The organism is Streptomyces avidinii, assembly GCF_014650695.1.
Lineage (GTDB): Bacteria > Actinomycetota > Actinomycetes > Streptomycetales > Streptomycetaceae > Streptomyces > Streptomyces avidinii.
This window is the reverse complement of sequence record NZ_BMVL01000001.1, coordinates 512,985-532,943: the sequence shown is the minus strand read 5'-3', so window position 1 is coordinate 532,943 and position 19,959 is coordinate 512,985. Positions and strand designations below refer to the sequence as shown.

Annotated in this window: 20 protein-coding genes; 11 read left to right on the top strand and 9 right to left on the bottom strand. The window is 70.6% G+C overall.

Features of this window, described 5'->3' with window-relative positions; genetic code table 11:
* Window positions 1–3: 3 nt before the first annotated feature.
* On the bottom strand, window positions 4–921 hold the full coding sequence (locus IE257_RS02505; protein ID WP_189964032.1) for an ACP S-malonyltransferase: 918 nt from the start codon (window positions 919–921) through the stop codon (window positions 4–6).
* Window positions 922–1,010: 89 nt separating this feature from the next.
* A complete protein-coding gene (locus IE257_RS02500; protein ID WP_189964030.1) occupies window positions 1,011–2,228 on the bottom strand; it encodes a PucR family transcriptional regulator in 1,218 nt (405 codons plus the stop codon).
* Between the two features lie 92 nt (window positions 2,229–2,320).
* On the opposite strand from IE257_RS02500, the gene IE257_RS02495 reads away from it, so the two are divergent.
* Window positions 2,321–3,025 carry a pirin family protein gene (locus IE257_RS02495; protein WP_189964028.1) on the top strand — a complete coding sequence of 235 codons (705 nt, stop codon included), beginning with the start codon at window positions 2,321–2,323 and terminating at the stop codon, window positions 3,023–3,025.
* Here IE257_RS02495 and IE257_RS02490 read toward each other — a convergent pair.
* A complete protein-coding gene (locus IE257_RS02490) occupies window positions 3,022–3,840 on the bottom strand; it encodes a serine hydrolase domain-containing protein (RefSeq protein ID WP_189964769.1) in 819 nt (272 codons plus the stop codon). The two genes, IE257_RS02495 and IE257_RS02490, sit on opposite strands and share 4 nt — an antisense overlap.
* A gap of 78 nt (window positions 3,841–3,918) precedes the next feature.
* Between IE257_RS02490 and IE257_RS02485 the strand changes: the two genes are divergently transcribed.
* Together IE257_RS02485 and IE257_RS02480 are read left to right on the top strand one after the other, a co-directional pair.
* Complete coding sequence (locus IE257_RS02485) at window positions 3,919–4,317, top strand: MerR family transcriptional regulator (protein WP_189964026.1); 399 nt, start codon at window positions 3,919–3,921, stop codon at window positions 4,315–4,317.
* Window positions 4,314–5,336, top strand: a complete 1,023-nt coding sequence (locus IE257_RS02480) for an aldo/keto reductase (protein WP_189964024.1) — start codon at window positions 4,314–4,316, stop codon at window positions 5,334–5,336. Before IE257_RS02485 ends, IE257_RS02480 begins: the two co-directional genes overlap by 4 nt.
* Window positions 5,337–5,376: 40 nt before the next feature.
* Here the strand turns inward: IE257_RS02480 and IE257_RS02475 are convergent, their stop codons facing one another.
* The 3 genes from IE257_RS02475 to IE257_RS02465 all read right to left on the bottom strand — a co-directional run bounded on the left by IE257_RS02475 (window position 5,377) and on the right by IE257_RS02465 (window position 8,327).
* Complete coding sequence (locus tag IE257_RS02475) at window positions 5,377–6,228, bottom strand: DUF4429 domain-containing protein (protein ID WP_189964022.1); 852 nt, start codon at window positions 6,226–6,228, stop codon at window positions 5,377–5,379.
* 57 nt (window positions 6,229–6,285) lie between these two features.
* Entirely contained in the window at window positions 6,286–7,446 is a 1,161-nt protein-coding gene (locus tag IE257_RS02470; protein ID WP_372453044.1) for an alpha/beta hydrolase, read from the bottom strand.
* Window positions 7,447–7,664: 218 nt separating this feature from the next.
* On the bottom strand, window positions 7,665–8,327 hold the full coding sequence (locus tag IE257_RS02465; protein WP_189964764.1) for a TetR/AcrR family transcriptional regulator: 663 nt from the start codon (window positions 8,325–8,327) through the stop codon (window positions 7,665–7,667).
* 362 nt (window positions 8,328–8,689) lie between these two features.
* Here IE257_RS02465 and IE257_RS02460 point away from each other — a divergent pair, with 362 nt between their 5' ends.
* Window positions 8,690–9,091, top strand: a complete 402-nt coding sequence (locus IE257_RS02460) for a peptidase inhibitor family I36 protein (RefSeq protein ID WP_189964019.1) — start codon at window positions 8,690–8,692, stop codon at window positions 9,089–9,091.
* Here IE257_RS02460 and IE257_RS02455 read toward each other — a convergent pair.
* Window positions 9,072–9,866: a potassium channel family protein gene (locus tag IE257_RS02455; RefSeq protein WP_189964016.1), complete on the bottom strand. Its 795-nt coding sequence runs from the start codon at window positions 9,864–9,866 to the stop codon at window positions 9,072–9,074. The genes IE257_RS02460 and IE257_RS02455 overlap by 20 nt on opposite strands.
* Window positions 9,867–9,958: 92 nt before the next feature.
* Window positions 9,959–12,691: a pyruvate dehydrogenase (acetyl-transferring), homodimeric type gene (aceE, locus tag IE257_RS02450; RefSeq protein WP_189964015.1), complete on the bottom strand. Its 2,733-nt coding sequence runs from the start codon at window positions 12,689–12,691 to the stop codon at window positions 9,959–9,961.
* A gap of 470 nt (window positions 12,692–13,161) precedes the next feature.
* Here aceE and IE257_RS02445 point away from each other — a divergent pair, with 470 nt between their 5' ends.
* The 6 genes from IE257_RS02445 (at window position 13,162) to IE257_RS02420 (ending at window position 17,735) form a co-directional block, all read left to right on the top strand.
* Window positions 13,162–13,587, top strand: coding sequence for a DUF3052 domain-containing protein (locus IE257_RS02445; RefSeq protein WP_030009300.1), 426 nt, complete (start codon window positions 13,162–13,164; stop codon window positions 13,585–13,587).
* Window positions 13,588–13,744: 157 nt separating this feature from the next.
* The gene (locus tag IE257_RS02440) at window positions 13,745–14,203 is read left to right on the top strand and encodes a peroxiredoxin (protein WP_189964013.1); all 459 of its coding nucleotides are present in this window, start codon (window positions 13,745–13,747) and stop codon (window positions 14,201–14,203) included.
* Between the two features lie 166 nt (window positions 14,204–14,369).
* Complete coding sequence (locus tag IE257_RS02435; RefSeq protein WP_030009302.1) at window positions 14,370–14,945, top strand: TerD family protein; 576 nt, start codon at window positions 14,370–14,372, stop codon at window positions 14,943–14,945.
* A 211-nt stretch (window positions 14,946–15,156) separates the two neighbouring features.
* Window positions 15,157–15,732: a TerD family protein gene (locus tag IE257_RS02430; protein WP_030389474.1), complete on the top strand. Its 576-nt coding sequence runs from the start codon at window positions 15,157–15,159 to the stop codon at window positions 15,730–15,732.
* Between the two features lie 25 nt (window positions 15,733–15,757).
* Window positions 15,758–16,873: a DUF475 domain-containing protein gene (locus tag IE257_RS02425; protein ID WP_189964011.1), complete on the top strand. Its 1,116-nt coding sequence runs from the start codon at window positions 15,758–15,760 to the stop codon at window positions 16,871–16,873.
* 121 nt (window positions 16,874–16,994) lie between these two features.
* A complete protein-coding gene (locus IE257_RS02420; RefSeq protein ID WP_189964010.1) occupies window positions 16,995–17,735 on the top strand; it encodes a TerD family protein in 741 nt (246 codons plus the stop codon).
* Window positions 17,736–17,819: 84 nt separating this feature from the next.
* Here IE257_RS02420 and IE257_RS02415 read toward each other — a convergent pair whose 3' ends face one another.
* Window positions 17,820–18,590 carry a TerD family protein gene (locus IE257_RS02415; RefSeq protein WP_189964008.1) on the bottom strand — a complete coding sequence of 257 codons (771 nt, stop codon included), beginning with the start codon at window positions 18,588–18,590 and terminating at the stop codon, window positions 17,820–17,822.
* A gap of 194 nt (window positions 18,591–18,784) precedes the next feature.
* Between IE257_RS02415 and IE257_RS02410 the strand changes: the two genes are divergently transcribed.
* The gene (locus tag IE257_RS02410) at window positions 18,785–19,951 is read left to right on the top strand and encodes an HpcH/HpaI aldolase/citrate lyase family protein (protein ID WP_189964006.1); all 1,167 of its coding nucleotides are present in this window, start codon (window positions 18,785–18,787) and stop codon (window positions 19,949–19,951) included.
* The last annotated feature ends 8 nt before the right edge of the window (window positions 19,952–19,959 follow it).

Here is a 19,959-nt window from a genome sequence, read left to right as displayed (position 1 = left end):
CTCTCAGGCCGTCAGTTCGGCGATGAGCGCCGCGGCCTTGTCGAGATCGTCCGGGGTCTTCAGAGCCACGCTCGGTACGCCCTTCAGCGCGCGCTTGGCCAGACCCGTCAGGGTGCCACCGGGGCAGAGCTCGATGATTCCCGTGACGCCCAGCTCGGCGAACGTCTCCATGCACAGGTCCCAGCGGACCGGGTTGGCGACCTGGCCGACCAGGCGGGCGACGACGTCGGCGCCCGTGGCGACGACGAGGCCGTCCCTGTTCGATACGTACTTCAGCGACGGGTCCGCCGGGGTGAGGGCCTCCGCGGCCTTCTCAAGGGTGGCGACCGCCGGGGCCATGTGGTGCGTGTGGAAGGCGCCCGCGACCTTGAGGGCGACGACCTTCATGGAGCCCTCGGGCTTGTCGGCCTGCAGAGCCTCGATCTGCTCCACGGTGCCGGCGGCCACGATCTGGCCCGCGCCGTTGACGTTGGCCGGCGTCAGGCCCAGCTTCTCCAGGTGGGCCACGACCGCGTCGCGGTCACCGCCGAGGACCGCGGCCATGCCGGTCTCGGTGACGGCGGAGGCCTCGGCCATGGCGAGCCCACGGGTCCGGACGAGCGACAGCGCGTCGGCATCGGACAGCACGCCGGCGTACACGGCGGCGGTGATCTCACCGACGCTGTGGCCGGCCACGGCGCCGAAGACGGCCGGGGAACCGAGCGCCGAGGCGGACAGCAGACCCGCGGCGACCAGCAGGGGCTGGGCCACGGCCGTGTCGCGGATCTCGTCGGCGTCGGCGTTCGTGCCGTAGTGGGCAAGGTCCAGCCCGATGGCGTCCGACCACGCGGCGACGCGGTCGGCGGCACCGGGAAGTTCGAGCCAGGGAGTCAAGAAGCCGGGCGTCTGAGCGCCTTGGCCGGGAGCGACGAGTACGAGCACCCTCACACTCTCTCTTGTGGATGGTCCCTGACGCCCGTGGGGACAGGGACGAAGAACCGTCGGGGTAATTGTTGATGTCCGACAAAAGTCTAGGACTGCGGATCGCCGTCGGCCAGACGCCCCAGAATCAGGGCGATCCGCAACGTGAACGCAGAGCGGACATCGGAAGGAGACCACCCGGTGACGTCGGTCACACGTCGCAGCCGGTAGCGCACCGTGTTGGGGTGCACGAACAGCATCCGCGCCGCCCCTTCGAGGCTGCTGGCCTGCTCCAGGTAGACGCTCAGGGTCTCCAGTAGTGCGGACCCCGCCTCCTCCAGTGGTCTGTAGATCTCCTCCACCAGCTGATCCCTGGCAGCGGGATCGGAGGCGATGGCCCGCTCCGGCAGGAGATCGTCCGCCAGGACGGGCCGAGGGGCATCCTGCCAGGCCGTGCACGCTTTCAGCCCGGCCGCCGCGGCCTGCGCCGACTTCGTTGCGTTCAACAGGTCGGACACCACCGGTCCGGCGACCACCGGACCTGCCGCGAACGGCCCGATCAGCGACTTGGCCACCTGGATCGGGTTGTCGCTGCCGCCCGCGATCACCACCAGACGGTCCCCGAGCACACCCGTGAGGACCTGGAGCTTGTGGTGACGGGCCGCGCGCCGGATCGCCTCGACCGTCAGCTCGCTGTCCCCCTCCGGCGCAGTGCCGAGCACCACGCACACGTGCTCCGGGGAGTTCCAGCCCAGCGCCGCCGCCCGGGACAGCGCGCCCTCGTCCGCCTCGCCGGACAGCACCGCGTTGACCACCAGGGACTCCAGCCGGGCGTCCCAGGCCCCGCGCGCCTCGGCGGCCTGCGCGTACACCTGGGCGGTCGCGAAGGCGATCTCCCGGGCGTACACCAGCAGCGCCTCGCGCAGGATCGACTCGTCGCCCGGCGCCGCCACCTCCTCGATCGCGGCCTCCATGACCTCGATCGTGGTGCGGACCATCTCGACGGTCTGCCGCAGGGTGATCGCCCGGGTCAGCTCGCGCGGAGCCGTCCCGAAGACGTCGGTGGAGATCGCCTGAGGGGTCTCCGGGTGCCTGAACCACTCCGTGAACGCGGCGATACCCGCTTGGGCGACCAGGCCGATCCAGGACCGGTTCTCGGGCGGCATGGCCCGGTACCACGGCAGGGTCTCGTCCATGCGCGCGATCGCGTTGGCGGCCAGCCGGCCGGAGGACTTCTCCAGTCGGCGGAGCGTCGCGGTGTGCGGATGGGCGGGAGCGGGATGCGCGGCAGGGGTGGCGGGCGAATGCTCACGTTCGGGTTGGGGCACGTGACAAGACTGCCTTATCGGGACGGGTGCGCGGAGTCCGGTCCCGTGTCCGGCCCGCGCTCCGACCCGTGGCTGGGTCTACCGTGGCGTTCATGATTGATGTTCGCCGCGGCGCCGACCGGTACCAGGGCGGGGACCCGGCCGCCGGGATCACCACCCGGCACGCCTTCTCCTTCGGCGCCTTCTACGACCCGGACAACCTGCGCTTCGGCCCGGTCCTCGCCTGCAACGAGGAGACCCTCGCACCGGGCGCCGGCTTCGACGAGCACCCGCACAGCCACACCGAAATCGTGACCTGGGTGATCGAGGGCGAGCTCACCCACCAGGACGGCACCGGGGAGAAGAGCCAGGTGCGGCCCGGGGACGTGCAGCGGCTCGGCGCCGGGTCCGGGGCGCGGCACGCGGAGCGCAACGACGGCGCCGGGCGGCTGCGCTTCGTGCAGATGTGGCTCGCGCCGCTCGTCGCGGGCGGCGAGCCCTCGTACGAGGTGGTCCGGGAGCTCACGGACGCCGTGCCCTACGAGGTCCCGGCGGCCGGCGCCGTCCTGCACGTCCGGCGGCCCGGCGCGGGCGAGCGCGTCGCCGTACCGGCGGCGGACCGGGTGTACCTGCACGTGGTCCGCGGGGACCTGCGCCTGGACGGGGAGGAGCTGGGCCCCGGCGACTCGGTACGGATCTCCGCCGAGCGGGACCTGGAGATCGTCGCCGGGTCCCCGGGCGAGCTGCTGATCTGGGAATTCCCCGGCCCGGCCGAAGCCGGGACGGGCGCGGCCCGGCGGGAGCGGAGCTCGGACTAGCGGGAGCGGAGCTCGGCCAGCACCGCGTCGGTGAACGGGGTCCAGGCCTCGGCCGCCCACGGGCCGAAGGCGCGGTCGGTCAGGGCCACGCACGCCGCGCGCGCGTCCGGGTCCACCCACAGGAAGGTGCCGGCCTGGCCGAAGTGGCCGAAGGTGCGGGGCGAGGAGGAAGCGCCCGTCCAGTGCGGGGACTTGTGGTCGCGGATCTCCAGGCCGAGGCCCCAGTCGTTGGGGGACTGGTGTCCGTAGCCCGGCAGGACGCCCTTGAGCCCGGGGTGGACGACGGAGGTCGCGTCGGCGACCGTACGGACGTCCAGCAGCCGGGGTGCCTGCAGCTCGGCGGCGAAGCGCAGCAGGTCGGAGACGGTGGAGACGCCGTCCTTGGCGGGCGAGCCCTCCAGGGTGGTCCGCTCCATACCCAGCGGCTCGAAGACAGCCTGGTGCACGTACTCCGCGAAGGGGATCCCGGTGGCCTTGGCGATGTGGTCGCCGAGCTCCTCGAAACCGGCGTTCGAGTACAGCCGGCGCTGTCCGGGCGGGGCCGACACCCTGTGCTCGTCGAAGGCCAGGCCGCTGGTGTGCGCCAGCAGGTGACGGACCGTCGACCCCTCGGGGCCGGCCGGCTCGTCCAGCTCGATCGCCCCCTCCTCGTACGCGACGAGGGCGGCGTACGCGGCGAGCGGCTTGGTGACCGACGCCAGCGCGAACCGGTGGTCGACGGGCCCGTGGGAGCCGGCGAGGCTCCCGTCGGCCCGCACGACGCCCGCCGCGGCGGTCGGTACCGGCCAGGTCTCTATGATCCGCAGGCTTTCCATGCCGTTCACGCCCTCCACGCTCTCCATGCCGCCGAGCCTACTTGCTTGGAGTGCACTCAAGGGTTTTAGCGTGGAGTCATGAGCCAGAGCCTGACGCAGACGCGGTACACGATCAGCGAGGTCGAGGCCCGGACCGGTCTGACCCAGCACACCCTGCGCTGGTACGAGCGGATCGGCCTGATGCCGCACGTGGACCGCTCCCACTCGGGACAGCGGCGCTTCACCGACAAGGACCTCGACTGGCTGGCCTTCGTCGGCAAGCTGCGGGCCACGGGGATGTCGGTGGCGGACATGGTCCGGTACGCCGAACTGGTCCGCGAGGGCGCCCACACGGTCGGGGAGCGCCGGGAGCTGCTGGAACGCACGCGCCGCGAGGTGCGTTCGCGGATCACGGAGCTCACGGACGCACTCGCCGTACTGGACTACAAGATCGACATGTACGCCATGAAAACGGTATCGGGGAAGGCACAGCAATGACGGAGCACGGAACCACCCTCGAACAGGTCGAGCTGGGCAAGGGCGGCCCGCCGGTCGGCGTCCAGGGGCTCGGCTGCATGGGCATGAGCGAGTTCTACGGGGACACCGACGAGGCGGCGGCCCGGGAGACCCTGGAGGCCGCGCTGGCGGCCGGTGTCACCCTCTTCGACACCGCGGACGTCTACGGACGGGGACGCAACGAGGAGTTCCTGGCGCCCTTCGTGGCCGCCCACCGGGACGAGATCACCCTGGCGACGAAGTTCGCGATAGAGCGCACCGACGACCCGCAGTACCGGGGCATCCGCAACGACCGCGCCTACGTCCGCACGTCCGTCGAGGGGAGCCTGCGCCGGCTCGGCGTGGACGTCATCGACCTGTACTACATGCACCGGCGCGACCCGGCCGTGCCGCTGAGCGAATCCGTCGGGGCCATGGCGGAGTTGGTGCAGGAGGGCAAGGTCCGCCACCTCGGCCTCAGTGAGGTCACGGGCGCCGAACTGCGCGAGGCGCACGCCGTGCACCCGATCGCGGCGCTCCAGTCGGAGTGGTCGCTGTTCAGTCGGGACGTGGAGCGCAGCGCGGTGGGCGCGGCGGCGGAGCTGGGCGTGGCCGTCGCGGCGTACTCCCCGCTCGGCCGGGGCTTCCTGACCGGGTCCTTCGCGGACGCGTCCGCGGAGCTGTCGCAGAACGACTTCCGCCGCTACCAGCCGCGCTTCAACGGCGACAACGCCAAGGCCAACGCGGAGCTGCTGGTCCCGGTCCGGGAGATCGCCGCGCAGCGCGGTGCGACCCCGGCGCAGATCGCCCTGGCCTGGGTGCAGCAGCGGGCGAAGGTGCACGGGCTGACCGTGGTCCCGATCCCGGGCACCCGCAAGCCGGCCCGGCTGCGCGAGAACACCGCGGCGACCCGGATCGTCCTCACGCAGGCCGAGCTGGACCTGCTGGAGCCGATCGCCGCGCAGGTCGCCGGGGACCGCTACCCGGACATGAGCGCCACCTCGACGGCGCGGGAGGCCTGAGCCGCCGGGGCGCGCGAGCGCCCGCCCGCGCGCCCGGCCGCTACAGCGACTCGGCGGCGAACCGGTCCCGCAGCGCCGCGTATTCCGCGTCCGTGAGCAGTCCCGCGCTGTGCAGCTCGCTCAGGTGCCGCAGCCGGTCGTCGCCGGAGCGGGCCCGCGGCACGGCGGCGACCGGGGTACGGCTGCGCAGGGCGGCCAGGACGGCCGCGGCGAACGGCAGCGAATCGTGGACCGCCCCGTAGCCCGTGCCGAAGACCGCCGACGAGAGGTCGTGGTCGGGGCGGGGGTCACCGGCGGCGTCCCGCAGCACCAGCCGCAGGTGGCCGCCCGGGCCCTCGGGGGAGCACCACTCGACGCCGGTGAGGGCGGCCAGCGGGTAGCGCTGGTCGCCCGCCTTCCACTTGGTGCCGGTGGCGCCCGTACGGGACCAGTGGAAGGTGATCGCCGAGCCGTCGAAGGACACCCGGGCGTCGTACGCCTTCAGGTGCACCGGCGGCTGCGGCACGTCGACGAGGAAGCGCTCGGACGGCTCGTCGGCATCCGGCCCGAGCCGGGACCGCAGCGCGTCGGCGAATGCGGCGGCCGCCGGTGCCCGGTCACCCGGCAGCACCAGCCGGTACGGGTCGCAGGCATCCTTCAGCTGCCCGGCGGCGGCTTCCGTCAGCGGATCCGCTCCCGGCCGCGGCAGGACACGCAGGACCACCGCGTCGCGCTTGCCGCCGGTCTCGGTCACGGACACGGCGGACACCGCTTCGAGGGGGATTCGACGCGAGCCCAGGGCATGGAGCAGCCTCGGCGTTCTGATCCCCCGTGTGAAGCGGATGAGCACCGAGTCCGAGTCGAACTCCCAGACGGCATGATTTCCGGCCAGTACGTCACCCATGCGGCACATCGTAAAGGGCGGCGCCCCCGCGCGTCCCCCCGGTTGCGGGGCCCGTTTTCCGCGCCTCTACGCGCGTCGGTCCTGCTCTGTCCCGGAAATTCCGCGCCTACAGGCATCGTCGCCGGTCGCGCAGACAACGGAACCGAACGCACCGGTTCCGATCTTGGCGAAATTGTCCATCGAGTCCGTCCCTGGCGCGAAATAGCCGGTGTGACTCCTGGCCCGGGCCGAGGAAAGCAGCCGCGCGCCGAACTCCGGGGACACCGGATCGGCGCCGTGGCCCAGCCCGCCGACCTCCAGGTGCGGAACGTCCGCGATCCAGTCGCCCTCGTCGCGCGTCGCCCAGACCCGCGCCGAGGTGTGCAGCCCGGCCACGTTCTCCGTGCGCATCCCGGGGCTGCCCGCGACCACCACGTCGGTCACCCGGCGCGGCAGCTCGTGCGCGGCCACCCCGCAGACCACCGATCCGTAGCTGTGGCAGAACAGCGCCACGCTCGCGTCGCCGGGCAGGGTCGTGGTGAGGGCCTTCAGCAGGACGGCGCCGTCGACGGCCATCCGGCCCGTGGCCGCGTCCATGCCGACCCCGGTGGGGGCGGTGTAGCCGGCCCAGGCGATGACCGCCGTCCGGCGGTCCGGGTCGGCCGTGCGCTGGGCCTGGTACAGGGACTCGGCCATGCCGACGGGGGAGGTCAGACGGCGCTGGGTGCGCTCGAAGGTCAACACGTCGGTGTCGACACCGGGGACGATCACCGAGACCCGCTCGGCCCGGCCGAGGTCGCCGAATACCTCGGCCACCCGGCCGCCGCCGGACGGATCGAAGGCGAGGATCTGCCGGTCAGGGTCGGCGAGCGAGGCGAACCGGTGCGAGCGCCGGGTGGCCGTGGCCCGGTCGGCCGGCGTCAGCGCGACATCGCGGCCGCGGGCCTCCTCGACCCGGCGGGCCTGCTCCAGGCCCTGCAGGTTGGCCCGATAGCGAACGGCGGGAGGGACCCCGTCGAGGTTGCCGACGACGAGGGGGTAGCCGTCGACCAGGCGGGCCTGCTGGGCGCCGTCGAGGCCGGCGAAGAAACGGGCCACGGTCCGTGCGGGGGCGTTCGCGGGCGGCACCGGGCGGCCGTCGATCCGGGCCTTGGCCCACGCGCCGAGGGCGGCCGTCCGCAGCGGAGTGCCCCCCTCCGGCCGGTGCACGGCCGTCCAGCCGGTCGTCGCCAGCATGATGAAGACCACCGCCAGCGCGAGCAGGGCACGCAGGGCGGCAGGGCGCGGGTCGGCGCCGAGGGCGGTGGGGTGGGCAAGGCCGGGCACGTTCACTGCGACCAGCCTATGAGACGAAATGCGGCACGCGGGTGCCGGGTGACCGGACTCACGGCCGACCGTGGGACCCCGTGAGGACCGGCCGGGGGACCCCCGCACGCGCCCGCGGACCGGCCACCGGGATCGCCGGGCTACGCACGCTCGCGCCACGTCGAGGTCAGCGCCGGTCCGATCCCGTCCAGGTACGTCTCCGTCAGCTTGCGGAGGGACTCCACGCTGGTGTCCTCGCCCTGCCCCCACAGTCGTCCTGTGACGCGCATCACGCCGCAGAACGCGGCGACGGCGACCCGCGGGCGCGGATCGGCGTCCACGTCCAGGCCCTCCCGGGCGCCGATCAGCCGGGCGATCCGGTCCTCCAGCTCGGTGGAGCGCCGCAGGTGCACGGCGAGCAGGGCCGGAGTGGACTCGATCAGCCGGTAGCTGCGCATGTAGAGATCGACCGGGACCACCTCGGACAGCGTCACCTCGACGGTGTCCCAGGCGGCGAGCGCCGCGCCCCGCAGGGCCTCGAAGGGGCCCTCGGCGGCCGGCCGGGCGCGCAGTTCGGTGAGGAACCGCGACTCGACCAGCTCCTGGAGGGCGAAGACGACCTCCTCCTTGTTGGCGAAGTAGCGGAAGAAGGTGCGCTGGGACACGCGTACGGCGTCGGTGATCTCATCGACGGTGGTGCGCTCGTAGCCCTGGGAGAGGAACAGCAGCAGGGCCGCACGGAGCAGGGCTCCCCGCGTGCGCCGCTTCTTTCGTTCGCGCAGTCCGGCCACCGGCGCGGCCGTCGCCGGCCGCTCGTCGATCACCACGTCGGGGCTCCTTCCTGACGCCGAGCCGGCGGTCAGAGTACCGGTGCGCGACGGGCCGCAGAGGGCTCCGCCAGGGGGTGTCGACGTGCCGTCCCACGTCCTCGGCGCGCCCACGCGGCCGCTCGCGCATGACTCGTTCGGGTCGGCCGCCGGCCTTGCCGGCCCGGCAGGGCGGCTCCCGGAGGCGTCAACTCCGTACATACGACAGCCCCGCCGGACGGTTCCGGCGGGGCTGTCGCCTATCAGGGTGGATGCACCCGGAGCCTCTTCCGTCCGCCCGTCACCGCAGGTCAGCGTGGTGTCGGCGGAGCATTCGGAAACGGTCCGGGCGCCCGCCGTCCACAAGGAGTTGACCCGTCATGCGTACGTGTCGAAACGCCCGTACCACCACCACGACCGTCCTGGCCGCGACCGTCCTGGCCCTGACCGCCCTCCTCCCGAGTACGGCCGGTACGGCGCACGCCGCGGGGCCGCCGACGCTCGGGGCCTGTGCCACCGGGCAGCTGTGCCTGTGGGCGAAACCGGAGTTCAAGGGAGCCCGGCAGACGCACGAGCTGAGCAACCTGGACATCAACAGCTGCACCGCGCTGCCCGCCGGGACCAGCGCCCAGTCCCTCACCAACCGCACCGGGCGCCCGGTGACCACGTACCAGTCGGCCGAGTGCGCGGAGACGGGCGAGTTCCAGACCTACCCCGGCGACGGGGTCTGGCTTCCCCAGTCGCCCTACCAGGTGCGGGCGTTCAAGGTGTGGGAGAGGTAGCTTCCCGTTGCGCCGGGGCGCTCGGCGGGGCGGCCGCGGCCACGTCGGCCGCCGTGCCGCCCAGCCGGGCGACCTCGCCGCGCAGCGCCCGTACCTCCGCCCGGAGCTCCAGGAGGGCGGCCAGCTGGAGCCGTTCGGCCTGGTCGTCGCGGTCGAAGCGGGCGATGAACCAGGCCGCGATGTTCGCGGTGACCACACCCAGCAGGGCGATGCCGGACAGCATCAGGCCGACCGCCAGCAGCCGGCCGAGGCCGGTCGTGGGGGAGTGGTCCCCGTACCCGACCGTCGTCATCGTGGTGAAGGACCACCACACGGCGTCGCCCAGGTTCTTGATGTTGCCGTCGGGAGCCTCCCGCTCCACGCTCAGCACCGCCAGCGAGCCGAACATCAGCAGGCCCACCACGGCCCCGGCCACGTAGGTCGTCAGCTGGACCTGCGGGGCCATCCGGGCCCGGCGGCCCACCAGCATCAAGGTGGCCACCAGCCGCAGCAGCCGCAGCGGCTGGACGAGCGGCAGCACCACCGCGGCCAGGTCCAGCCAGTGCGTGCGCACGAAGTGCTTGCGGTCGCCCGTGAGGCCCAGCCGTACGAGGTAGTCGACGGCGAACGCACCCCACACCGTCCACTCCGCGTAGGTGCAGGCGCGGTGCACGCCCGCGTCGGCGTCCGGAGCGACGATGGGGACGGCGTACGCGACCGCGAACACCACGGCGAGCACGAGCAGCGGGAGCTGGCTCCGCCGCTCCCACTGCCGCTGACGTGAGGGTTCCTTCATGCCGAGCATCGTAGGGAACCCGTGCACGGGAGCAGGCCCCGGCCGAAGCCGGGGCCCGCCCGCCCGCTGTGATCCGTCCCGCCGCGCGGCGACTACGCGTCGCCGCCCGCCGCCCCCGGCTCCGCCGCCGCCACGTCCAGCAGCTGGTAACGGTCGACCGCCTGCTTCAGCACCGAGCGGTCGACCTTCCCCGCCCGGGCCAGCTCGGTGAGCGTCGCCAGGACCACCGACTGGGCGTCGATGTGGAAGAAGCGCCGTGCGGCGCCGCGGGTGTCCGCGAAGCCGAAGCCGTCCGCGCCCAGCGAGGTGTACGCGCCGGGCACCCACCGCGAGATCTGGTCCGGAACCGAGCGCATCCAGTCCGAGACCGCCACGAACGGCCCCTCCGCACCCGACAGCTTCCGCGTCACGTACGGGACGCGCTGCTCCTCCTCCGGGTGCAGCAGGTTGTGCTCCTCGACCTCGACCGCCTCGCGGCGCAGCTCGTTCCAGGAGGTCGCCGACCAGACGTCCGCCCGGACGCCCCAGTCGGCGGCCAGGATCCGCTGCGCCTCCAGCGCCCACGGCACCGCCACGCCCGAGGCCATGAGCTGCGCCCCGATCGTGCCCTCGGTGCCCCGGGACACCCGGTGGATCCCGTTGAGGATGCCGTCCACGTCGACGTCCGCCGGCTCGGCCGGGTGCTGGATCGGCTCGTTGTAGACGGTCAGGTAGTAGAAGACGTCCTCCGCCTCCGGGCCGTACATCCGCCGCAGACCGTCCTTGACGATGTGCGCGATCTCGTAGCCGTAGGCCGGGTCGTACGCCACGCAGCCCGGGTTCGTCGAGGCCAGCAGCTGGGAGTGACCGTCGGCGTGCTGGAGCCCCTCACCCGTGAGGGTGGTCCGTCCGGCGGTCGCACCGAGCACGAAACCGCGCGCGAGCTGGTCGGCCATCTGCCAGAACTGGTCACCCGTGCGCTGGAACCCGAACATCGAGTAGAAGACGTAGACGGGGATCAGCGGCTCGCCGTGCGTCGCGTACGCCGAACCCGCGGCGATCAGCGAGGCCGTGCAGCCCGCCTCCGAGATGCCGTCGTGCAGCATCTGGCCGGTCGGGGACTCCTTGTACGCGAGCAGCAGGTCGCGGTCGACCGCCTCGTACTGCTGGCCCAGCGGGTTGTAGATCTTGGCGCTCGGGAAGAAGGCGTCCATACCGAAGGTGCGGTACTCGTCGGGCGCGATCAGCACGAAGCGCTTGCCGATCTCCTTGTCCCGCATCAGGTCCTTCAGGATGCGGACGAAGGCCATGGTCGTGGCGATCGACTGCTGCCCGGAGCCCTTCCTGGCGGCCGCGTACGTCGTGTCGTCCGGCAGCTGCAGCGGCTTCGCGCGCACCACCCGGGTCGGCACGTATCCGCCCAGGGCGCTGCGCTGGTCGTGCATGTACTGGATCTCGGGGGAGTCCGGGCCGGGGTGGTAGTACGGCGGGGCCCCGCCCTCCAGCTGCGCGTCCGTGATCGGGATGTGCAGGCGGTCGCGGAAGCGCTTGAGGTCGTCGACCGTCAGCTTCTTCATCTGGTGCGTCGCGTTGCGGCCCTCGAAGTTCGGGCCGAGCGTCCAGCCCTTGACCGTCTGGGCCAGGATCACCGTCGGCTGGCCCTTGTGGGCCTTGGCCGCGGCGTAGGCCGCGTAGACCTTCTTGTGGTCGTGTCCGCCGCGGCCCAGGTGCTGGATCTGCTGGTCGGACATGTTCTCGACCATGGCGCGCAGCCGCTGGTCACCGCCGAAGAAGTGCTCGCGGATGTACGCACCGGACTCGGTGGCGTACGTCTGGAACTGCCCGTCGGGGGTGGAGTTCATCTTGTTGACGAGGATGCCGTCGCGGTCCTGGGCCAGCAGCGGGTCCCAGGAACGGTCCCAGATCAGCTTGATGACGTTCCAGCCGGCGCCGCGGAAGATCGACTCCAGCTCCTGGATGATCTTTCCGTTGCCGCGCACCGGGCCGTCGAGGCGCTGCAGGTTGCAGTTGACCACGAAGGTCAGGTTGTCGAGGCCCTCGCGCGCGGCGATCGACAGCTGGCCGAGCGACTCCGGCTCGTCCATCTCGCCGTCGCCGAGATACGCCCAAACGTGGGACTTGGAGGTGTCCGCGATACCGCGCGCCTCCATGTACCGGTTCATCCGGGCCTGGTAGATCGCCCCGAGCGGACCGAGGCCCATCGAGACGGTCGGGAACTCCCAGAAGTCCGGCATCAGCCGCGGGTGCGGGTAGCTCGAAAGGCCGTACGGAGCCTTCGACTTCTCCTGGCGGAACGAGTCGAGCTGCTGCTCGGAGAGCCGGTCCAGCAGATAGGCACGGGCGTAGATACCGGGGGAGGCGTGGCCCTGGAAGAAGATCTGGTCGCCGCCGTCGCCCTCGTCCTTGCCCCGGAAGAAGTGGTTGAAGCCCACGTCGTACAGGGAGGCGGAGGAGGCGAACGTGGCGATGTGGCCACCGACGCCGATGCCGGGACGCTGGGCGCGCGAGACCATGACGGCCGCGTTCCACCGGGTGGCGTTGAGGACCTTGCGCTCGATCTCCTCGTTGCCGGGGAAGAACGGCTCGTCCCGGGTGGCGATCGTGTTGACGTAGTCCGTGCTGCGCATCTCGGGCACGGCCACGCGCTTCTCGCGGGCCCGCTCGATCAGCCGCAGCATCAGGTAGCGGGCGCGTTCACGGCCCCGCTCGTCGACCGCGGCGTCGAGCGAGTCGAGCCACTCCTGCGTCTCCTCCGGATCGAAGTCCGGGACCTGACTCGGCAGGCCGCCAATGATGATCGGATTACGATCGGATGCGGAAGCCACGCTGTTCCTTCGCTGTCGGGGGAGTCGTGCCTTGGGTTCGCCGCCTCCCATGCTCTTACGCTGGGCCGAAATCTTCATCTTTACCACCGGGTAATCCCCGGAAACCGCAGGGAACCCGGTGGAACCCGGTGGGGGAGGATCGGCGGGGATCCTTGGCGAGTCCGTCCGAATCGTTACCTTACGCCCAAAGCGGGCGCCGGCTTCGCAAGGCCGTTCGTCCCTCAAACAGGTAGGAAAGGCGTCAAGCGTCGACGATGATGCCGAATGACCTGGAATGGTGTGGGATGAATCACGAGAGGTGCACACGGGAAGGCTGAAAGTTGCGGCGAGACGGCCGCAATCGTCACCGTTTCGACGGTCTCGATGGCCGGGTACTTGCGCGATCCGCCGCGCCCGTGTGGACTACGCCCAATGCTGCGCGTACGCGCGCCGCCAGATGACATTCACCGAACATGAGCAGGAGGCACCCCGTGAGCGCGACCGCGGACCACGCGGAGAGCCTGGCCGCCCGGCTGGGTTTCCAGTCCGAACAGGTGGTCCAGGAGATCGGCTACGACGACGACGTCGATCAGGAATTCCGTGACGCCGTCGAGAAGCTCGTCAGCGAGCTGGCCGACGAGGACTACGACGACGTCGCCGACGCGGTGCTGTTGTGGTTCCGCGACGAGGACGGCGATCTGACGGACGCCCTGGTCGATGCGACCGAGCTGGTCGAGGACGGCGCACTGATCCTGCTGCTGACCCCCAAGACGGGCCGTGACGGCTACGTCGAGGCCAGCGACATCAGCGAGGCAGCCGAAACGGCCGGCCTCTCGCTTGCCAAGGGCCTGCCCGTCGGCAAGGAGTGGACCTCCACCAAGCTGGTGACGCCGAAGGCCGCCAAGGCCAAGCGCTGAACCGTACGCCCGCAGCCAAGCGGACGCGCACCCCGCCGACCAGGTGACCCCGGTCGGCGGGGTGTGTGCGTTCCGTGCCCGTGCCGCGATCAGGACCTAGTCTGTGACTCACCCGAACAGCCCAACGCGGGGATGCGGGAACGAAGGGATGCGAGAGATGGCGATCGTGGTCGGCGACAAGGCCCCGGACTTCGAGCTCAAGGACAACCACGGCCGGGCCGTGCGGCTCTCCGACTTCCGGGGCGAGAAGGCAGTGGTGCTGCTGTTCTACCCCTTCGCCTTCACCGGCGTCTGCACCGGCGAGCTGTGCGAGCTGCGCGACCAGCTTCCGCGCTTCCAGAACGACGACGTGCAGCTCCTCGCGGTCTCCAACGACTCCGTGCCCACCCTGCGCGTCTTCGGGGAGCAGGAGGGTCTGGAGTACCCGCTGCTGTCCGACTTCTGGCCGCACGGCGAGACCTCCCGCGCCTACGGGGTCTTCGACGAGGCCAAGGGATGCGCGGTCCGCGGCACCTTCATCATCGACAAGGACGGCATCGTGCGCTGGACTGTCGTCAACGGACTGCCCGACGCGCGTGACCTGAACGAGTACATCAAGGCACTCGACAGTCTCTGACCGCGGCGGCGCGGGCCGTACATGCATTTTCCCTGCGAAAACCGCTTACAGGCGGGAACCCGTCACTAGGATCGAAACGTTGATCCGGTAGCTCCCCCGGTCACGACCGGGAGGGCCCCCTGCACGACGGGGCACCGCCCCACACACAGAACCCAATGGAGGACCCGTGGGAGTCAGCCTCAGCAAGGGCGGCAACGTCTCGCTGACCAAGGCCGCGCCTAACCTGACGGCGGTCATCGTCGGTCTGGGCTGGGATGCTCGCACCACCACCGGTGTCGACTTCGACCTCGACGCCAGCGCGATCCTGACCAGCGACCAGGGCAAGGTCACCAGCGACGCGAACTTCGTCTTCTTCAACAACCTGAAGAGCCCCGACGGCTCGGTGGAGCACACCGGTGACAACACCACCGGTGAGGGCGAGGGCGACGACGAGGCGATCAAGGTCAACCTGGCCGGCGTCCCCGCCGACGTCGCGAAGATCGTCTTCCCGGTCTCGATCTACGAGGCCGAGAGCCGCCAGCAGAGCTTCGGCCAGGTCCGCAACGCGTACATCCGCGTCGTGAACCAGGCCGACAACACCGAGCTCGCGCGTTACGACCTCTCCGAGGACGCCTCGACCGAGACCGCCATGGTCTTCGGCGAGCTGTACCGCAACGGTGCGGAGTGGAAGTTCCGCGCCATCGGCCAGGGTTACGCATCGGGCCTGCGCGGCATCGCGCAGGACTTCGGCGTCAACGTCTGAGTCCGAGAGCAGTCCGTCCGTCCGGCGCCGTGCACTGTGTGTACGGCGCCGGACCGGCTTTACCTGCGGACACCTCCGCAGACGGCACACCGCACCACCGTCACACTGCACCACCCGTCACAGCGCACCACCCGTCACACCACTGCACCGTCACGCCGCACCACCGGCACATCGCCGAACCGCCACACCGTCGTCCGGGGAGGACCACAACATGGGCGTCACACTCGCCAAGGGGGGCAATGTCTCCCTCTCCAAGGCCGCACCGAACCTGACCAGGGTTCTGATCGGTCTCGGATGGGACGCGCGCTCGACCACGGGAGCCGACTTCGACCTCGACGCCAGCGCGCTGCTGTGCAACAGCGGCCGGGTGCTGGGGGACGAGTACTTCGTCTTCTACAACAACCTGAAGAGCCCCGACGGCTCCGTCGAACACACGGGGGACAACCTCACCGGCGAGGGTGAAGGCGACGACGAGTCGATCATCATCGACCTCACCAAGGTGCCGCAGGCCGTGGACAAGATCGTCTTCCCGGTCTCGATCCACGACGCCGACTCCCGCCGGCAGAGCTTCGGCCAGGTCAGCAATGCCTTCATCCGCGTGGTGAACCAGGCCGACGGTCAGGAGCTGGCCCGCTACGACCTCTCCGAGGACGCCTCCAGCGAGACCGCGATGATCTTCGGTGAGGTCTACCGCTACGGCGGTGAATGGAAGTTCCGTGCGGTGGGACAGGGGTACGCGTCGGGGCTCCGAGGCATCGCTCTAGACTTCGGGGTCAACGTTTCGTAAAGCCGTACAAGACGATGGGGTGCCAGTGGTTCTCAAAACCTTCGGCTGGTCGTTCGCAATCACTGCGCTCGGTCTGGTCGCAGCGGTGTTCTACGGGGGGTGGCAGGCCTTCGGTATCGTCGCGATCCTGTCGGTCCTCGAGATCTCGCTGTCTTTCGACAATGCGGTGGTCAACGCCGGAATCCTGAAGAAGATGAATGCCTTCTGGCAGAAGATCTTCCTCACCATCGGCGTCCTCATCGCGGTCTTCGGTATGCGACTGGTCTTCCCCGTCGTGATCGTCGCGATCAGCGCCAAGATCGGGCCCATCGAGGCCGTGGAGCTTGCCCTCAACGACAAGGAGATGTACGAGCAGCTGGTCACGGACGCCCACCCGTCCATCGCCGCGTTCGGTGGCATGTTCCTGTTGATGATCTTCCTCGACTTCATCTTCGAGGACCGTGACATCAAGTGGCTCGCGTGGCTGGAGCGTCCGCTCGCCAAGCTCGGCAAGGTCGACATGCTGTCCGCCTGCATCGCGCTGATCGTCCTGGTCATCGCCTCGATGACCGTGGGGGCCAACGCCCACCAGCACGGTGGCATCCATGTGGACAAGGCGCAGACCGTCCTGATCTCCGGCATCCTCGGTCTGATCACCTACATGGTCGTCGGTGGTCTCTCCGGCTACTTCGAGAACAAGCTCGAGGAAGAGGAAGAGGCCGAGCACGAGGCCGAGGAAGAGGCCAAGAGGACCGGCAAGCCCGTTTCGGCCGTCGCCATGGCCGGCAAGGCCGCCTTCTTCATGTTCCTCTACCTCGAAGTCCTCGACGCCTCCTTCTCCTTCGACGGGGTCATCGGCGCCTTCGCCATCACCAACGACATCGTGCTGATGGCCCTCGGCCTCGGTATCGGTGCCATGTACGTCCGTTCGCTGACGGTCTACCTGGTCCGCCAGGGCACCCTCGACGACTACGTCTACCTGGAGCACGGCGCGCACTACGCGATCGGCGCCCTCGCCGTGATCCTGCTCGTCACCATCCAGTACGAGATCAACGAGATCATCACCGGTCTCGTCGGCGTGCTGCTCATCGGATGGTCCTTCTGGTCCTCCGTGCGCCGCAACAAGCGCCTGGAACTGGAGGGTTCCACCGCCGAGGCATGACCGCGGCGGTAATGCGGAACGCTCCATTGCGGGGCGGTCCACCGGGTCCACGGACCCGGCGGGCCGCCCCGCTTCCGTAGGCTCAGGGCGATCAGGGATCAGGGGACCAGGGGGGTAGGGGATGGGCTTCTTCGACGGCATCATGGGCAGCCGGGCCGTGCAGTTCCAGTCGGGCAGTGCCTCGTCGAACGCGATCGAGCTGACCAAGCGGCAATCAACGGTGTCGCTCACCAAACAGGGAGCCGTCCACGGCAATCTGCGGGTCAATCTGTCCTGGCGGATGCGCACCTCGGACATCGGCGGCCGCTCCGGCCAGAGCGGCCAGCTGTTCCGGCACCCGTTCAAGCTGTTCAAGCCGGACATGGTGCAGGCGCACACCCAGGGCATGGTCAACGTCGACCTGGACATGGGCTGCCTGTACGAGCTGACGGACGGCACCCGCGGCGCCGTGCAGCCGCTGGGGAACCTGCTGGGCGACCTCAACGACCCGCCGTACGTCAAGCTCAGCGGCGACGACCGGTTCGGTTCGGCGTCGGGGGAGACCCTCTACGTCAACCTCGACCACGCCGACGAGATCAAGCGGCTGCTCGTCTTCGTCTACATCTACGACCAGACCCCGGCCTTCGACCGGACGCACGCCATGGTCACCCTCTACCCCGTCACGGGGCCGCGGATCGAGATCCCGCTGGACGAACGGCACCCGCAGGCGCGCTCCTGCGCGGTCGTCTCGCTGGAGAAGGTCAAGGGGGAGCTGGTCGTGCGGCGCGAGGTGAAGTTCGTGTACGGGTTCCAGGCCGAGCTCGACCGGCTGTACGGCTGGGGGCTCCAGTGGGGGCGCGGCTACAAGAGCGCCAAGAGCTGACCGGGCCCACACACCGGGCCGACCGGGCCCGCGCCCGGGCGGTACCGGGCCGGCCCGGTACCGCCCGGGCCGGCGCCGGCGGCGTCAGCGCCGGATGAACTGCGGGCCCTGCACCGGCAGCCGGAAGGACGGGTCGCCGCCCGGACCCGGCACCGGGGCCGGGGACACCGGCTGCGGGTACCCGTAGGCCGGCTGGATGGGCGGCGGAGCCTGCGTGGGCGGGGCCATCATCGCGGTCTGCTCGGAGCCGGCGTCGGGGGCCGGACCGGAGGCGGAACCGGCCGCGGCGCCCGCGTCCGGCTCGGCGGCGTTCTCGTCGACCGAGATCCCGTGGTCGGTCGCCAGGCCCACCAGCCCGTCGGAGTAGCCCTCGCCGAGCGCCCGGAACTTCCACCCCTCGCCCCGCCGGTACAGCTCCCCGCAGATCAGTGCCGTCTCGGCGCCGGTCTCGGGCCGTACGTCGAAGTAGGCCAGCGGTTCGGAGCTGCCGCCCGGGGAGGCGTCGTAGAGGAGGATCCGCAGGTCGTGGACCCGCTGGAAGGGGACGTCCTCGGCGGAGGCCACCACCAGGATCCGGTCCACCGTCGGGGTCACCGTACACAGATCCGCCTGGACGGCGTCGGTGATCGCGTCCCCGATCTGCTTCTTGCCCAGCCGCCAGACGGCCCCGGAGGGGTGCCGGGGCTGGTTGTAGAAGACGAAGTCCTCGTCCGAACGCACCCGGCCGTCCGGGCCGACGAGCAGCGCCGAGGCGTCCACGTCCGGCACCTCGGGGCCGCCGGTCCAGCGCAGCACCGCCCGGACCGCCACGGCGGCCACCGGGATGTTCGAGCCCTTCTGCATCGCGTGCGTCATGCACGTCATCCTGCCCTCCCGGGGTGGACAGGGACAATGCGGCCCCCCGTAGGGCCTTGTACCGAACGCGAGAGCTGGGCATGGTGCAAGAGGGTTACCTGAACTTCATGTGCTTGAGGAACTCTTGACTCACGTTCGTACGTACTATTACCGGCCATGCCAGTTGGGCCGCCGAGGCAGTACGGGGGAAGCACATGCGTCACTTTGGGCACATAACGCCCACCGTCCGTCAGGACCTCTTCCACCAGGAACCGGCGGAATTCACCGGAGCCTCGCCCTCCCGTGTCCTCGCGGCGGCGCTGGGAGCCACGCTCTACAGCCCCGCCACCCGCCCCACGCTCGCCGCGGACATCCGCAAGCAGGCCGGCCGAGGGGTCGTCTCCATGGTCCTCTGCCTGGAGGATTCCATCAGCGACGGCGACGTCGCCGGAGCCGAGGAGAACCTCGTCCGGCACTTCACCGAGCTCGACGCCGACGGCGCGGAGCTCCCGCTGCTCTTCATCCGCGTCCGCACGGCCGAGCAGATACCCGATCTGGTCCGCAGGCTCGGCGGCTCCGTACGGCGGTTGGCCGGATTCGTACTCCCGAAGTTCGACGAGAACCGCGGTGTCGCCTTCCTCGAAGCCGTCGCCGAGGCCGAGGCCGCCGCAGGACTGTCCCGCCTGTATGCCATGCCCGTCCTGGAGACCCCGGAGCTCCTCCACCTCGAAACCCGGGCCCAGGCACTCGCCGGGATCTCCCGCACGGTCAACAGTCACCGCGACCGGGTCCTGGCGCTGCGACTCGGCGTGACCGACTTCTGCTCGGCCTACGGCCTGCGGCGCACGCCCGACATGACCGCCTACGACGTCCAGATCGTGGCGGGCGTCATCGCGGACGTCGTCAACGTCCTCAGCCGCGCCGACGGCACCGGCTTCACGGTGACCGGGCCCGTCTGGGAGTACTTCCGCAGCCAGCAGCGCCTCTTCAAGCCCCAGCTGCGCCGCAGCCCCTTCCTGGAGGAGGGCGTGGAAGAACTGCGCACCGCCCTGATCGAGCACGACCTGGACGGCCTGCTGCGCGAGATCGAGCTGGACCGGGCCAACGGACTGCTCGGCAAGACCTGCATCCACCCCGCCCACGTCACCCCCGTGCATGCGCTCTCGGTGGTCTCGCACGAGGAGTTCTGCGACGCCCAGGACATCCTGCGGCCCGAGCGCGGCGGCGGCGGAGTGATGCGCAGCGCCTACACGAACAAGATGAACGAGGTGAAGCCGCACCGGGCCTGGGCCGAGCGCACCATGCTGCGCGCGGAGGTCTTCGGTGTGGCCAAGGAGGAGGTCGGCTTCGTCGACCTCCTCACGGCCGGGCTCCAGGTGTGAGCACGCCC

Coding starts and splice junctions, on each gene's coding strand:
- IE257_RS02460 (WP_189964019.1), top strand. CDS start 8,690: ATGCGTACGTGTCGAAACGCCCGTACCACCACCACGACCGTCCTGGCC.
- IE257_RS02495 (WP_189964028.1), top strand. CDS start 2,321: ATGATTGATGTTCGCCGCGGCGCCGACCGGTACCAGGGCGGGGACCCG.
- IE257_RS02440 (WP_189964013.1), top strand. CDS start 13,745: ATGGCGATCGTGGTCGGCGACAAGGCCCCGGACTTCGAGCTCAAGGAC.
- IE257_RS02430 (WP_030389474.1), top strand. CDS start 15,157: ATGGGCGTCACACTCGCCAAGGGGGGCAATGTCTCCCTCTCCAAGGCC.
- IE257_RS02475 (WP_189964022.1), bottom strand. CDS start 6,228: ATGTGCCGCATGGGTGACGTACTGGCCGGAAATCATGCCGTCTGGGAG.
- IE257_RS02485 (WP_189964026.1), top strand. CDS start 3,919: ATGAGCCAGAGCCTGACGCAGACGCGGTACACGATCAGCGAGGTCGAG.
- IE257_RS02415 (WP_189964008.1), bottom strand. CDS start 18,590: ATGACGCACGCGATGCAGAAGGGCTCGAACATCCCGGTGGCCGCCGTG.
- IE257_RS02480 (WP_189964024.1), top strand. CDS start 4,314: ATGACGGAGCACGGAACCACCCTCGAACAGGTCGAGCTGGGCAAGGGC.
- IE257_RS02490 (WP_189964769.1), bottom strand. CDS start 3,840: ATGGAAAGCCTGCGGATCATAGAGACCTGGCCGGTACCGACCGCCGCG.
- IE257_RS02420 (WP_189964010.1), top strand. CDS start 16,995: ATGGGCTTCTTCGACGGCATCATGGGCAGCCGGGCCGTGCAGTTCCAG.
- IE257_RS02410 (WP_189964006.1), top strand. CDS start 18,785: ATGCGTCACTTTGGGCACATAACGCCCACCGTCCGTCAGGACCTCTTC.
- IE257_RS02455 (WP_189964016.1), bottom strand. CDS start 9,866: ATGAAGGAACCCTCACGTCAGCGGCAGTGGGAGCGGCGGAGCCAGCTC.